The sequence below is a fragment of the Tenacibaculum adriaticum genome, assembly GCF_008124875.1.
Lineage (GTDB): Bacteria > Bacteroidota > Bacteroidia > Flavobacteriales > Flavobacteriaceae > Polaribacter > Polaribacter adriaticus.
In genome coordinates this window covers 152,965-167,005 of the sequence record NZ_VNIA01000001.1, presented here as the reverse complement: position 1 = coordinate 167,005, position 14,041 = coordinate 152,965, and the positions used below count along the sequence as shown (strand labels likewise).

15 protein-coding genes are annotated in these 14,041 nt (G+C 30.4%); 4 read left to right on the top strand and 11 right to left on the bottom strand.

Annotation, left to right across the window (positions count from 1 at the left end):
* Positions 1-353 precede the first annotated feature (353 nt).
* The gene (locus C7447_RS00855) at positions 354-617 is read right to left on the bottom strand and encodes a hypothetical protein (RefSeq protein ID WP_148868289.1); all 264 of its coding nucleotides are present in this window, start codon (positions 615-617) and stop codon (positions 354-356) included.
* Positions 618-635: 18 nt separating this feature from the next.
* The gene (gene metG, locus C7447_RS00850; protein WP_148868288.1) at positions 636-2,690 is read right to left on the bottom strand and encodes a methionine--tRNA ligase; all 2,055 of its coding nucleotides are present in this window, start codon (positions 2,688-2,690) and stop codon (positions 636-638) included.
* Positions 2,691-2,796: 106 nt separating this feature from the next.
* Between metG and C7447_RS00845 the strand changes: the two genes are divergently transcribed.
* Positions 2,797-3,783 carry a S66 peptidase family protein gene (locus C7447_RS00845; RefSeq protein ID WP_394343753.1) on the top strand — a complete coding sequence of 329 codons (987 nt, stop codon included), beginning with the start codon at positions 2,797-2,799 and terminating at the stop codon, positions 3,781-3,783.
* On the opposite strand, the gene C7447_RS00840 is transcribed toward C7447_RS00845, so the two are convergent.
* Entirely contained in the window at positions 3,784-3,990 is a 207-nt protein-coding gene (locus C7447_RS00840; protein WP_148868287.1) for a YgaP family membrane protein, read from the bottom strand. It abuts the gene before it with no gap.
* Positions 3,991-4,028: 38 nt separating this feature from the next.
* On the opposite strand from C7447_RS00840, the gene C7447_RS00835 reads away from it, so the two are divergent.
* Positions 4,029-4,388, top strand: a complete 360-nt coding sequence (locus C7447_RS00835; protein ID WP_148868286.1) for a YraN family protein — start codon at positions 4,029-4,031, stop codon at positions 4,386-4,388.
* Here the strand turns inward: C7447_RS00835 and C7447_RS00830 are convergent.
* Together C7447_RS00830 and C7447_RS00825 are read right to left on the bottom strand one after the other, a co-directional pair.
* Positions 4,377-4,871 (bottom strand): TlpA family protein disulfide reductase, encoded by a 495-nt coding sequence (locus tag C7447_RS00830; protein WP_148868285.1) that lies wholly within the window; start codon positions 4,869-4,871, stop codon positions 4,377-4,379. The genes C7447_RS00835 and C7447_RS00830 overlap by 12 nt on opposite strands.
* Complete coding sequence (locus tag C7447_RS00825) at positions 4,872-6,269, bottom strand: TlpA family protein disulfide reductase (RefSeq protein ID WP_148868284.1); 1,398 nt, start codon at positions 6,267-6,269, stop codon at positions 4,872-4,874.
* A gap of 126 nt (positions 6,270-6,395) precedes the next feature.
* Between C7447_RS00825 and C7447_RS00820 the strand changes: the two genes are divergently transcribed.
* Entirely contained in the window at positions 6,396-7,190 is a 795-nt protein-coding gene (locus C7447_RS00820; protein ID WP_148868283.1) for an SDR family oxidoreductase, read from the top strand.
* Here the strand turns inward: C7447_RS00820 and C7447_RS00815 are convergent.
* Entirely contained in the window at positions 7,183-7,539 is a 357-nt protein-coding gene (locus tag C7447_RS00815; protein ID WP_148868282.1) for a hypothetical protein, read from the bottom strand. The genes C7447_RS00820 and C7447_RS00815 overlap by 8 nt on opposite strands.
* A 64-nt stretch (positions 7,540-7,603) precedes the next feature.
* On the opposite strand from C7447_RS00815, the gene C7447_RS00810 reads away from it, so the two are divergent.
* Positions 7,604-8,119, top strand: a complete 516-nt coding sequence (locus C7447_RS00810; RefSeq protein ID WP_148868281.1) for a CvpA family protein — start codon at positions 7,604-7,606, stop codon at positions 8,117-8,119.
* A gap of 152 nt (positions 8,120-8,271) precedes the next feature.
* Here C7447_RS00810 and C7447_RS00805 read toward each other — a convergent pair whose 3' ends face one another.
* From C7447_RS00805 to C7447_RS00785, 5 genes are all read right to left on the bottom strand, one after another.
* Complete coding sequence (locus C7447_RS00805) at positions 8,272-8,898, bottom strand: carbonic anhydrase (RefSeq protein ID WP_148868280.1); 627 nt, start codon at positions 8,896-8,898, stop codon at positions 8,272-8,274.
* A 2-nt stretch (positions 8,899-8,900) separates the two neighbouring features.
* A complete protein-coding gene (locus C7447_RS00800) occupies positions 8,901-10,775 on the bottom strand; it encodes a SulP family inorganic anion transporter (RefSeq protein ID WP_148868279.1) in 1,875 nt (624 codons plus the stop codon).
* Between the two features lie 134 nt (positions 10,776-10,909).
* Positions 10,910-11,536: a carbonic anhydrase family protein gene (locus C7447_RS00795; RefSeq protein WP_148868278.1), complete on the bottom strand. Its 627-nt coding sequence runs from the start codon at positions 11,534-11,536 to the stop codon at positions 10,910-10,912.
* 24 nt (positions 11,537-11,560) lie between these two features.
* A complete protein-coding gene (locus C7447_RS00790) occupies positions 11,561-12,364 on the bottom strand; it encodes a universal stress protein (RefSeq protein ID WP_148868277.1) in 804 nt (267 codons plus the stop codon).
* Between the two features lie 7 nt (positions 12,365-12,371).
* Positions 12,372-13,964 (bottom strand): SulP family inorganic anion transporter, encoded by a 1,593-nt coding sequence (locus C7447_RS00785; protein WP_148868276.1) that lies wholly within the window; start codon positions 13,962-13,964, stop codon positions 12,372-12,374.
* Positions 13,965-14,041 lie beyond the last annotated feature (77 nt).

Below are 14,041 nucleotides of genomic sequence, written 5' to 3'. Positions count from 1 at the left end.
TAACTTTTCAGCTGTAGTTTTTTCCCCATAATCAGAAATGAATTCTAGTTCAGTTAAGTTGATTTTATTTCTTTTATAAGCACCATTATCGTCAAAAGAATAAATGTTTAAATAACCATTTGCATCTTTAGAATAAGTATAAGAATCACTTATATCACTTGTAACTGAAATAAGATAAAATTTATTATTAACTGAAACGGTTTGAACAAACTGTTCTTCAAGAAGATTTAATTTAAATTCTTCTGACGTTGTAGTCTGATTGTTAAACGAAAAATTAACAGTTAAAAATTTATTTTTGCTTTTATTGGTTAAAAATATTCTATAATCTCCATTATCCGAAATACTATTACCAATTATCGTTTTATACTTTCTTCTTTTTTTTCTGAAGATAGGTTTCCTATAAGTTTAAAATTGTTATTCAATTTGTAGCCATATACTTTTTTAGCATCAGCTATAAATATTGAAATATCATGGTTTTTGTGATTTATAATTGGAAAAACATCTTTTATAAATGTACCATTAGTCTTTAGAAAATTTTCAAATTCAACGATTTTTTCTTGAGCAAGAGTTAATGATGATAATGTAAAAGCTAATACTACCGATATTTTTTTTAGCATTTATTTAAACTTAGGGATTTAACTAATTTCCGAACCGTTTTTAATAGGTTGTTGAGGTTCAACAAAAGCTAATTTTCCATCAGGTGTGTCTGTCATTAGAATCATTCCTTGACTTTCTACGCCACGAATTTTTCTTGGCGCTAAATTACATAGAACCGTTACTTGTTGTCCGATAATATCTTCTGGTTTAAAGCTTTCTGCAATACCAGAAACAATCGTTCTAACATCGATACCCACATCAACTTTTAATTGTAATAACTTTTTAGCTTTTGCAACTTTTTCAGCTTCTAAAATAGTTCCTACACGAATATCCATTTTGGTGAAATCTTCAAAATCGATCGTTTCTTTTTGTGGTTCTACTATTTTATTAGCGGCTTCATTTGCTTGTTTGGTCGCTTCTAATTTTGCTAATTGTGCCTCAATTTCTTTGTCTTCAATTTTAGCAAATAGTAATTCAGCTTTTCCTATTTGATGATTTACTGGTAACAATACTTCTTTTTCAGCAACATCTTCCCAAGAAAGATTCTCATCAACATTTAACATTGATTTTAATTTTGCTGATGTAAATGGTAAAAAAGGTTCACTTAAAACAGATAATGCTGTGGCAATTTGTAATGCTACATTCATAATTGTTTTTACACGTTCTTCATCTTGTTTAATTACTTTCCAAGGCTCTTCGTCCGCTAAATACTTGTTTCCTAAACGCGCTAAATTCATTAATTCTTGAGAAGCTTCTCTGAAACGATAACGCTCAATAGATTTTGCAATAATTCCTGGAAACTGTTTTAATTGTTCTACAGCATCTTCATCTACTTCAGAAAAATCCCCCGCAGGTGGTACCTGCCCGTTGTAATATTTATTTGTTAAAACAACCACTCGATTGATAAAGTTTCCGAAGATGGCTACCAATTCATTGTTGTTTTTCGCTTGAAAATCTTTCCAAGTAAAATCGTTGTCTTTATTTTCTGGTGCATTTGCTGTTAACGTATAACGCAACACATCTTGCTGACCAGGAAAATCTTCTAAATATTCGTGTAACCAAACCGCCCAATTTTTAGACGTTGATAATTTGTTTCCTTCTAAATTTAAAAATTCGTTAGCAGGCACGTTATCTGGTAAAATATAGTCTCCATGTGCTTTTAACATTGCGGGAAAAATAATACAGTGAAATACGATATTATCTTTACCAATGAAGTGTACCAACTTGGTATCTTCTTTTTTCCAATAATCTTCCCAGTTTTTACCTTCGCGTTCTGCCCATTCTTTGGTCGCAGAAATATATCCGATAGGAGCATCAAACCAAACATATAATACTTTTCCTTCTCCACCTTCAACAGGCACTGGAATTCCCCAATCTAAATCACGAGTTACGGCTCTTGGACGTAAACCATCATCTAACCAAGATTTACATTGCCCTAAAACATTTGTTTTCCAATCGCTTTTATGATCTTTTAAAATCCATTCACGTAAAAAAGCTTCATGTTTGTCTAACGGTAAGAACCAGTGTTTGGTCTGCTTTAAAGTAGGCACATTTCCTGTAATTGCAGATTTTGGGTTAATTAAATCTGTAGCGTTATGGCTCGTTCCACATTTTTCACATTGATCTCCATAACTTTCTTCGTTTCCACATTTAGGGCATGTTCCAATTACGAATCGATCTGCTAAAAATTGATCTGCTTCAGCATCGTATAATTGTTCAGAAACTTCTTCAATAAATTCCCCGTCGTTATATAGCTTCAAAAAGAAATCTGACGCTGTTTTATGATGTATTTCTCGTGAAGTTCTTGAGTAATTATCAAATGAAATTCCGAAATCTTGAAAAGATCGTCTAATAATACCATCGTATTTATCGATAACTTGTTGCGGAGTAATACCTTCTTTTTTTGCTTTCATAGAAATAGCAACTCCGTGTTCGTCAGACCCACAAATGTAGGCTACATCGTTACCTGTTGCACGTAAAAAACGCGCATAAATATCTCCCGGAACATATACACCCGCTAAATGACCAATATGGATAGGTCCGTTAGTATAAGGTAATGCTGCGGTAATGGTATATCTTTGTGGTGAATTCATTCGTTTAATTTTTTGCCTCACAAAAGTACAAAAACCCTTTATAACTCGTTTTTTAAAGTGAAGGAAAATAGATACTTTTACAAAAAGCATTTTTAACGTGAAGATTATATATAAAAACAAGATTGTTTTTTTCTTTTTATTGATGATATTTTCATCAGCTAACGCACAAAACAAATCGATGAAATTGATTACACCACCTTATTTACATAAAGGAGATACTATTGCTATGGTAGCACCTGCAGGAATTTTAAAAAATCGAAAAGACGTTATTGATGAAGCTAAAAAGTTAGCAGAAAGTTGGGGCTTAAAAGTGGTTTATGGAAAACATTTGTTTAATCAAAATGATCATTTTGCAGGAACGGATGAGCAACGTTGTCAAGATTTTCAAGATGCGTTAGACAATCCTAATATTAAAGCGATTTGGAGCGCACGTGGTGGTTATGGTTCTGTTAGAGTTTTAGATCAGTTAGATTTTACCAAGTTTAAACAACATCCGAAGTGGATAATTGGATATTCTGATATTACGGCTTTTCATAACCATGTTAATAATCTTGGTGTAGAAACTTTACATGCGATGATGGGAACAAGTATGCAAGACAAGCCTGAAGATATTGTTGAAACCATTGCAACGTTTAAAAAAGCGATGTTTGGTGATAAATTAAAATATAATTTAAAATCTTCAAAGTACAATAGAAAAGGAGAAATTGAAGGAGAATTAGTAGGAGGAAATATTGCTATTTTAGCTTCTATGTTAGGATCTTCAAGTCAGATTTCTACAGATGGAAAAATTTTGTTTATTGAAGAAATAGGAGAATACAAATACAGTATTGATAGAATGTTACAAAGCATTAAGCGTGCGGGATATTTTACGAAATTAAAGGGTGTTATTGTTGGTAATATGTCTAAAATTAAGAAAAACACGACACCTTGGGGAAGTTCAATTGAAGAGCTTATTTTAGATGTTCTTCCGAAAGACATTCCAGTATTATTTGATTTCCCTGCAGGTCATGAACCAGATAATAGAGCATTAATTATGGGTAGAAAAATTTCTTTGATTGTTGGAAAAGAAACTTCTACTGTGTCATTTGAATAATTATTCTTTTAATTTGCAGGTATTAATCCCTAAAAGAGTGTACAACGGACAAAAATTAAATAACCCCGTAGTTAATAAAACAACAGCAAGTGCTAGTAAAATAACACTTAACACTCCAGATACTACATTAAAATAAGATAAAATAGCAAACACTAAAGCAATAAGAATACGAATAACTCTATCATTATTTCCCATATTTTTTTTCATGATGATGTTTTTTAAGTTATTCAAATATAAGTTTTTATATGGCACAACACAACGAACTTGGTAAAAAAGGAGAGGAGTTAGCAATTGAATATTTACAAAAAAAAGGATATACTATTGTTGAAAAAAACTATCGATTCCAAAAAGCAGAGATTGATGTTATTGCAAAGAAAGATAATGTTTTAGCGGTTGTTGAAGTAAAAACAAGATCTACCACTTTTTTTGGGAATCCTGAAGAATTTGTAAACCAGAAGAAAATAAAATTATTAACCTCAGCTATCGATAACTATGTGTTTGAAAATAATTTAGATGTTGAAGTTCGTTTTGATATAATTGCTATCATAAAGAAACAGACACGTTTTAGTATAGAGCATTTAGAAGATGCTTTTTTATTCTTTTAAAGCTTTTAGAATCGCTTTTTTTAGTGGTATGAATTCAGACTTTTTTATGCCACTATCTATGTATGTAAATTTCCCTTTTTTATCAATAACAAAATAAGAAGGATATACTTGTTTCTTGTTGAAAATCTGGCTTACATCCATTGCTGAATAAGCTATTTTAAACAAAAAAGCAGTGTTTGAAGTAAACTCTTCAATAATTTCTTTTCTCTCGAGAGCAGGAGCTATAAATAAGATATCATTTCTTTCATCTAATGATATCACTAATTCGTTTAATTTATTTATATCTAATAAACAAGGTATACAATAGGTAAACCAAAATTTAAAAACGACAACCTTATTAAGGATGTCGTTTTTAGTTAGCCTACTACCATCGGTAAGCCATAATTTGAATTCTGGCACGTTATCGCCTACTTTAAAGTTTTCTTGTGAAAATGTGTTTGTATTTAAGAATACAATACAAATTAAAAGTAGGTTACGAAACATTTATTCTTCAGCAACTTTATTTGCCTTTTCAAAATAATCTTTAACATCTGCTAAAGAATTAGGCATTGCTATAATTTTCTTGTTTTTATCTAATACAAAATAGGTTGGTGTTCCGACCAATTGATACGTTTGAACTGTTTCATTTTCCCATTTGTTATCAGGATGAGTACCCATAACATTATGCCAGCCATATAATTTATTTTTAACCCAAGAATTAAAATCTAAGTCATCTTGTTCAATAGCAAAAGCGACTACAGAAGTTTTTCCATAATTTTTCATGAATTCATGGGCTTGAGGAATCTCTTCCACACAATGAGAACATTGTGTACTCCAAAAAACTAATAAATAATTATCACCATCGTTTAAAGTAGATAATTTAAAATCTGTACCTTCTTCTTGCCAAGAAAAATCAGGTGCAATTCTACCAACAGTAGCGAGTAATAAAGCTACTTTGTCTTTCTTGAATTTTTCATCTTGCAATTCCGTAGGAAGATTATTATAATAGTCAGCAAATAACCAATCTACTATTTCTGAATTTCTTGCGTTAGTAAAACGTTCAATTAAAAATTCGGAAACAGCCTTTTTTAATTTAGGATTATGACTAACTTTTTCCATTACTTTAGTAATAGATTGCTTGTATATTTTTTGTCTTAACACTTGATTTTCAGGAACATTTATAAGAAATACATAATCAGTAACCTTATCTATTAGAAATGAAGAATTATATAATTCTGGACTTTTAAAATCTACATTTGTAAAAAAGTTATCTACTACAAAATTTAAATAATCTTGTGTGTTTTCTAAAATAGAAGAAGGGTATTCAGTTTTTGAAGATTTAATAAAATGATAAGCCAACATTCCTTTAGATTTTCCTTCATAAATTTCTTGCAAATCCTCTAAGCTGCTTAAAGCTTTTTTATATGCTTTTTTAGAATCTCTTGTTTGGGTTTTAATATAGTTAACCTGTATAGCATCTATGTCTTTTTGCTTTAAAGAAACAGCTTCTAAATATTCACGATATACTTTGTTTTCAATAGATTTTGTAAAAACTATTGATTGATCTGGGTAAACGGGATTAAATATAAATTCAACATTTTCTTTGTTAAATAAAAAATCTACGAAACCAGCTCCTTTATCTCTATAAGTAACTCTATAAGTTCCTTTTTTTGTGTCGGCAGGAAGATCAAATTGAAATCTCCCAATTTTTTGCTCATTACCACCAATATTTACAGTCTCAAACTTTATAGTAGTGTTTAGAACAAATTTTTGATTTGCTCCTTCTAATTTATATAAAATAACCCAATCTCCTTCATCTGGAGGTGTCATTGTACCTTTAATCGTGTATTGTGCGTTTGCAATAGATGTTACAAATACGAGTAATGCAAGAAGTTTTTTCATTATTAGGGATTTTTTATTCGTTTATTTTTAATCACAATTGTATATTACTTATAATCTTTCAATAAGTATACCAAAATTACTATTTCTTATTTAATTTAAGTACTTTGCATTAAAGTTTCTTAGTAGATGAATGTAAATAACAATGTTTATTGGATTACAGGTGCTTCATCTGGCATCGGAAAATCTTTAGCAATTGAGCTCTCGCGCCAAAGTACAAAAATAATTTTATCTTCTCGAAATAAAATAGCTCTAGATGAAGTTAAAGCATTATGTAACAATCAAGAAGATATTGTGGTTCTGCCATTAGATTTAGAGGATTTTGAAAATTTAACTTCTAAAGTTGCTGAGGCAATTACTTTTTTTGGAAAAATTGATGTTTTGGTGAATAACGGAGGCATCAGCCAACGATCATTAGTTAAAGACACTAATATATTAGTAGATAAGCGTTTAATGGATATTAATTATTTAGGAACAGTAGCGCTTACTAAGGCTATTTTACCGTATTTTATTCAACAAAAAAAAGGTCATTTAGTAGTGACAACTAGTATTGTAGGTAAAATTGGCACGCCATTAAGATCATCTTATGCAGCGACTAAACATGCATTACATGGTTTTTTTGATAGTTTACGAGCTGAGGTTTTTAATAACAACATAAAGGTTACTTTAGTTTGCCCAGGATTTGTAACTACGAATGTATCTAAAAACGCTTTAACGGGTAATGGAAGTCCACAAGAAACCATGGATGCTGCTACCGCTAACGGAATAGATCCAAACCGTTTTGCTAAGTTGATGCTAAAAGCTATTAAGAAAGAAAAAGAAGAGGTTTATATTGCAGGAGCTAAAGAAAAATTAGGAGTGTACATGAAACGTTTTTACCCGAAGCTATTATCAAAAATGATAAGAAAATTGAGCGTTACTTAAAAAACTCAATCCTGTCAAAATAGGTAATAATAGATTCTTTAATTAATACAGATTGTTCTCCTGGTTTTAAACTAGGTAATTCTGTAATTGTTTTGTAGTGAGGCCAACCCTCTTCATCAAAAAAGTCAAATTCATAATAACCATAAGGTTCTAACAGTTTGCAAATGGCAATATGCATTAGGTTTACTTTTTCGTCTTTTTTAAAACGACGATGCCCTTGACCTAATTCTTGTACCCCAATTAAATAGATAATTCCGTCTAGATTTAATTCATCTCCTTCTACAAATTGTTGCGATAATTTAGCAACTAAATAATCCCACTTTTCTTTTAAATCTGTATTCTTTATCATCCTAATTTAATTGAAAAGCAAAGATACAAATGAGTTACTTATATTTGCCACAAAAAGTTTAAGAATGAACACGTTTGATATTATAATAGCTGCCTTGCTCCTTTTTGGTTTTGTACGTGGACTTATGAAAGGGTTATTTGTTGAAATTGCTTCACTAGTTGCTTTAGTAGCGGGTGTATATGGCGCTATTCACTTTTCTTATTTTTTAGGAGAATGGCTAAAAAATAGTGTAGAGTGGGATGAAAAATACATTTCACTAGCGGCTTTTGCAGGTACGTTTGTAGTGATTATAGTGGTAATTGCTTTGATGGGTAAAATTTTAACCAAGATAGCAGATTTTGCATCTTTGGGAATAATTAATAAAATTCTTGGAGGTGTTTTTGGTGCTTTAAAAATAGGATTAATCTTAAGTGTGGTTTTTATTTTCTTCGGAAAAATGAATGATACAATACCTTTTGTTAAACAAGAAAATTTAGACGAATCTATTTTATATAAACCCGTTAAAAAAATTGCTCCGATGATATTTCCTTCTATTATTAAAGGAGAGGATGAAGTGCAAACAGAAAACAAAGAAGTATAAAAAAATCGGGTAGTATTTACTTACCCGATTTTTTTTTGAATGATTTTTGAAAAGATAAATAACAAATAAATTTTCTCAACTGTAAATATAAAGACATTTATTATTATATAAACTATTCCAAGGTGATTAATTTTTAATGAATCTGAATTTAATTAATCTAAGTGATAGATTTCCATGATATCTTGTAAGATGTGCTCAAAATCTATGTTTAAATCAATAAGTTTTCCTGTTTTTATATCAAAAACCCAACCGTGTACTTTTAGTCCACGATCTCTGTAAGCTTTTTGTACTGCAGCAGTTTTAATTAAATTTACACATTGCTCTTGTACATTTAATTCTACTAACCGATCATAGCGCTTTTCTTCATCTACAATAGCATTTAATTCATCCTTATGAATGCGATAAACATCTCTAATGTTACGTAACCACGGATTTAAAATACCTAAATCAGCCGATTGCATTGCAGCTTTAACACCACCACAAGAATAATGTCCACAAACCACTACATGGTTTACTTTTAGATGTTCTACAGCATATTCTATTACAGAGGCTGAGTTTAAATCGATGGAAGAGACCATGTTTGCAATGTTCCTGTGAACAAATACCTCCCCTGGAGCTAAACCCATTAGATCTTCTGCAGAGACTCTACTGTCCGAACAACCAATGTATAAAAATTCTGGATTTTGCCCCTTGTTAAGGTCTTTAAAATAATCTTTATTGGAGATTAATTTGTTTTTTATCCAAGCTTTATTATTTTCAAATACTTTTGATAGGTTCATAATCAAGAAAGTTTTGTAGTTGTGTCTTTAACATTTTGTTTTACCCAAGAAAGGCATTCTTTAAAAGAATTAAAAATATGTTCTTTTTTAATTAAATCAGGAATAATATCGATACGCTCCATCATATATTTTGGTTGCTCTAAAACGTTAACTAATAAAACATTTATATCCTCTTTTTTTAAATCTACTAGAATATCTTCTAAAGCATATAATCCAGATTGATCCATATATTGCATTCTACCCATCCTAATAATTACAGTTGAAGCAGTCTTAGGAATTTGTTTTGCTAATTGTTGAAAATCACTAGTTGATCCAAAAAATAAAGGTCCTTTAATATGTTTTATGAATACTTCCTCCTTTAAATTATTTGGAAAATCTTCTTCATCTGTCCAGGCTTCTTCTTTTAGAGGTTTCACATCCGAACGTTTTGCAGTCAAATCTCCAATTTTTTTCATAAACATTAATGAAGCAATTACTAAACCTATACCAACAGCATATACTAAGTTCCAGAAAGTTGATAAAAATAAAACGACCAACATTATTAATACTTCTGAACTTAATTTTAATGGACCTAATTTAATATCTTTTGGTAACGCTGGAATTGCTTTCAATCCTTTGTAATCCATTACTCCAATACCAACTGTAATTAAAATACCAGCTAAAACTGCTGCAGGAATTTTTGAAGCAATTGGACCTAAACCTAATAAAATGATTAAAAGCATTATACCCGCTATCATACCTGATAGTTTTGTTTTTCCGCCAGAATTAATGTTTACAACTGTACGAATAGTAGCTCCAGCTCCTGGAATTCCTCCAAAAATTGCTGCTATACTATTCCCAATTCCTTGCCCAATTAATTCTTTATTAGGCTTGTGTTTGGTTTTTGTCATATTATCTGCCACGACTGATGTTAACAAAGAGTCAATTGCACCCAATAGAGCAAGTGTTAATGCCGTAAAAATATAAGGAGTAACATTTTCGAGACTAAAATAGGTAAAGATTCCAAGATTAGGTATTGGAAAGCCCCCAGGTATTTCTTCAATCGGGCGATAATGTAATCCGAAGCCAATAGCAATACCAGTCATAACAACTAAAGCGACAAGGGTACTAGGTATAGCTGTGGTTATTCTTTTGAAACCATAAATGATAATAATAGTACCCAAAGCTAATAATACTTCTAACCAGTTAATATTTTTTAAAGCATTTGGTAATACTTTTAAAGCACCTAAAACACCAGATGCTTCTTTGCCTGCTAAGGTTTTACTTTCTCTTAAAATATCCTCATCGGTAATTTTTTCAGCTCTATTAATAGTTTCTTTAAAATTATCAAGAACTAAAATTCCTTCACCAGCTTCTTCTTTTAAAATGTTTTCTAAAATTATTTCTTCTGCCTGAGGTTTAAATTGCTGTACAAATTGGGTGTCTTCTTTAGCATAATACCCCAATGAAGGTAAAATTTGTGTAACTAAAATAATTAAGCCGATTGCAGTCATAAACCCTGAAACAACAGGGTAAGGTATATACCGGATGTATTTTCCTAGGCCAATTAATCCTAAGCCAATTTGTAGTAAACCAGCTAAAAGAAAAACGGTTAATATGGTTGGTAAGGCTTTGGTAACATCACCATCATTGGCGGCAATAATACCTGCAATTACGACCATACTCACAGCTGTCATTGGAGCAGTGGGGCCCGAAATTTGAGTATCTGTTCCTCCAAAAAGCGCTGCAAAAAAAGCAATAAAAATAGCTCCATATAAACCAGCACTTGGACCTAATCCTGAAGAAACTCCAAATGCTAAAGCTAAAGGCAATGCTACTATACCTGCTGTAATACCACCAAAAATATCCCCTTTTAAGTTAGAAAATAGTTTTTTCAATGTTTAATTTATTTGTTTAATAAGTTTGTAATTTACTTTTTTATTTTGAAGAAATAAATAAAAACATTATATAATTGTAAAAGAAAGCAGTACATTTATAAAAATACTGCTTTAAAATTAGATATTCTCTTTTGTTAGTAAAAAGTAACTTCACCTGAATTGATATCGTACATAGCGCCAACTATTTTAATTTCATTGTTTTTTTCCATTTCAGATAAGATTGGACTCTCAGTATGAATTCTTTCTATTGTTAGCTCAACATTCTTTCTAGAAACAGTGTTTACAAAATCAATATTCTTAGAGGTTCTTTGAGTTTCGTTTGTTGGTTCAGAAACAGCGTTTACTGCTGGGGTAATTTTTTCTATTAATTTAGTTAAGTTGCCCATTTCTGCATGGTCACAAGCTCCTTTTATAGCACCACAACTTGTGTGTCCTAGTACAACAATAAGTTTTGTTCCAGCTAATTTACAGGCAAACTCCATACTACCTAAAATATCTTCGTTTACAAAGTTACCAGCGATACGAATACTAAAAATATCACCTAAACCTTGATCAAAAACTAGTTCGGCAGAAACACGTGAATCTATACAACTTAAAATAGTAGCAAATGGAAATTGACCATCGCTTGTGTCATTTACTTGCTCTAAAAGGTTGCGATTTGCTTTTAAATTGTTCTGAAATCTTAGGTTTCCTTCTTTTAAAAAATTCAAAGATTTTTCTGGAGTCATTGTAGACTGCGTCTCTTTTGTATGTGCTTTCATAAATTTTAATTTATTATTAGGATACTATTTTTGTAGTATTTGTACTTTTTCTCCTGTTAGTAATAATGAAACATTGAGTTTATTTATAATGTCTCTGTTTTTTTTATTTGTTTTGTCTAAACACATTAGGTTTATCTTGTTTTTAGATACGTATTTAGATACACTTTCTAATGCTTTATCGCTTTGTTCAAAAAAATATTCAATGTTGTTTTTATTAGAGTTAGCGGTTGAATGTTTTTTTAAATTGCTCTTCGCTCCTTTAATAATATTGAATGTCTTAATTGGTGTTTTTGTTTTGTTAATTAATTCTTCAATATCATGTATATTCAGGGTTTTATCTATCGTATTCAAAACACCTAATGAAACTTCTTGATTTGGTTGTAGTGCATCTTGATCTTTTACAATCATAACAGACCCTTTGTGAATTTTCAAAACAAATTCTGTAATATTGTTTCCAATAAAATTAAGCTTTTTTCCTTTCTTTTTACCAAGAACTATTATGTCTGGTTTATATTCCTGAATATAACTTTCAATTTCATGCTTTATATTGCCAAAAGTTAACTTATAATCTATGTTTATATTAAATTTTTGACGTATAGGTTTGACCAAGTTTTCTATTTCTTTATCTAAAATTATATGTTTTTCATTAATAGAACGGATAGTTGATAGCTGACTTTCTCTTTCAACTATTTCTGTTGGTTTTTTTATATGAAAAAGTGTTATCTCACCATGAAACATTTTTGCTAAACTTACGGCACTTTTTAACTCTAAATTAGAAGATTTTTTTAGGTCTGAAAGTAATAATATCTTGTTTTTATTAGTTTTCATAATCGACCTAACTTAAGCTTAAACTTGATTTTGGTCTTTCTTTAAAAAATTCAATAAAACTTGAAGGGTTTTCTACTATTCCTCGTTTAGAAACTAATTTTATATCTATATTTCTATCTTTAGCTTTAAATAGGAAATCTTCAAGAATTTCTATAATGTCATTATCTAAATACCTTGTTTTTAATATATTGAACTCTAATTTCGTGTCCCTTGGTAAACTATCCAATTCTTTTAAAATAGCACCTTTATTGAAAAAAGTAACCTCTTCTGCAAGTGTCATTTTTATAGAATGATTACCATTACTATTGTCTTCAATATGTAAAAAGTGAGAGTTTTGATAACTTTTTAAAAGTACTACAACAATACCTACACTTAAACCAAGACCAATTCCCCATAATAAATCAATAAAAACAATACCAAAAACTGTAACAATAAAGGGAACAAATTGTTTCCATCCCATTAAATACATTTGTTTAAACATCTTAGGTTTTGCAAGTTTAAAACCAACTATAAATAATATGGCAGCTAAAACAGATAATGGAACCATATTAAGTAATCTAGGAATTAGAATTACAGATATTAACAATAGAAAACCGTGAATAATAGTAGATAACTTACTGCGTCCACCAGATTGTATATTTGCAGAGCTTCTTACAATTACTTGAGTTATTGGTAAACCTCCTATTAAGCCTGAAAAAATATTTCCAGCTCCTTGAGCTAATAATTCTCTATTAGTTGGTGTTACATTTTTACTTGGGTCTATTTTATCTGTAGCTTCAACACAAAGTAAAGTTTCTAGACTTGCAACTAAAGCTATTGTAAAAGCTACTAACCATACTTCTGGGTTTGTTATTGCGCTAAAATTAGGAAAACTAAATTGGCCAAAGAAAGAGGCTGCATCTTCAGGTACCGGTACACTAACTAAATGAGATTGGTCCACAGCCAATAAGGTATTAGATTGTGTTAAAGCAAAGAAAATAATACCTACAACAACGGCTACTAAAGGACCTTGTATAAGTTTAAATATCTTCCCTTTTTTAGATAAAACTTTATCCCATAATAATAAAATAGCTAAACCAATAAGCCCAATAACTGTTGATCCTAAAGTGATATTATCCATTATATTTAAGATTGCAGAAAAAGTATTTTCTCCTGATGTTTCTACAAAACTATCTGCTCCTTCGGGTTCTGCATCATAACCGAAAAAGTGGGGAATTTGTTTTAAAATGATAATAATTCCAATTCCTGTAAGCATTCCTTTAATTACAGAAGAAGGAAAATAATATCCTATTACTCCTGCTTTTAAGAAGCCGAATACTACTTGAATAATACCTCCTAACACAACAGCAACTAGAAAATTTTGATAACCACCTAAGCTACCTATCGATGTTAATACAATTGCTGCAAGACCTGCAGCAGGGCCACTTACACCAATTTTAGAACCACTTAAAGAACCTACTACAATTCCTCCTACGATTCCTGCTATTATTCCTGAAAAAAGTGGCGCTCCACTTGCTAATGCAATACCTAAACATAAAGGTAGTGCAACGAAAAATACGACTATACTTGCGGGTAAGTCACTCTTAATTGTTTTGAACATATATAATTATTTTTTACTCTAAAAATTATTTAGAGTAATGTTTTTTATTGAAATAAAATTGATTTTGTTTTAACTAA

Coding starts and splice junctions, on each gene's coding strand:
- C7447_RS00855 (WP_148868289.1), bottom strand. CDS start 617: ATGCTAAAAAAAATATCGGTAGTATTAGCTTTTACATTATCATCATTA.
- metG (WP_148868288.1), bottom strand. CDS start 2,690: ATGAATTCACCACAAAGATATACCATTACCGCAGCATTACCTTATACT.
- C7447_RS00840 (WP_148868287.1), bottom strand. CDS start 3,990: ATGAAAAAAAATATGGGAAATAATGATAGAGTTATTCGTATTCTTATT.
- C7447_RS00835 (WP_148868286.1), top strand. CDS start 4,029: ATGGCACAACACAACGAACTTGGTAAAAAAGGAGAGGAGTTAGCAATT.
- C7447_RS00830 (WP_148868285.1), bottom strand. CDS start 4,871: ATGTTTCGTAACCTACTTTTAATTTGTATTGTATTCTTAAATACAAAC.
- C7447_RS00825 (WP_148868284.1), bottom strand. CDS start 6,269: ATGAAAAAACTTCTTGCATTACTCGTATTTGTAACATCTATTGCAAAC.
- C7447_RS00820 (WP_148868283.1), top strand. CDS start 6,396: ATGAATGTAAATAACAATGTTTATTGGATTACAGGTGCTTCATCTGGC.
- C7447_RS00815 (WP_148868282.1), bottom strand. CDS start 7,539: ATGATAAAGAATACAGATTTAAAAGAAAAGTGGGATTATTTAGTTGCT.
- C7447_RS00810 (WP_148868281.1), top strand. CDS start 7,604: ATGAACACGTTTGATATTATAATAGCTGCCTTGCTCCTTTTTGGTTTT.
- C7447_RS00805 (WP_148868280.1), bottom strand. CDS start 8,898: ATGAACCTATCAAAAGTATTTGAAAATAATAAAGCTTGGATAAAAAAC.
- C7447_RS00795 (WP_148868278.1), bottom strand. CDS start 11,536: ATGAAAGCACATACAAAAGAGACGCAGTCTACAATGACTCCAGAAAAA.
- C7447_RS00790 (WP_148868277.1), bottom strand. CDS start 12,364: ATGAAAACTAATAAAAACAAGATATTATTACTTTCAGACCTAAAAAAA.
- C7447_RS00785 (WP_148868276.1), bottom strand. CDS start 13,964: ATGTTCAAAACAATTAAGAGTGACTTACCCGCAAGTATAGTCGTATTT.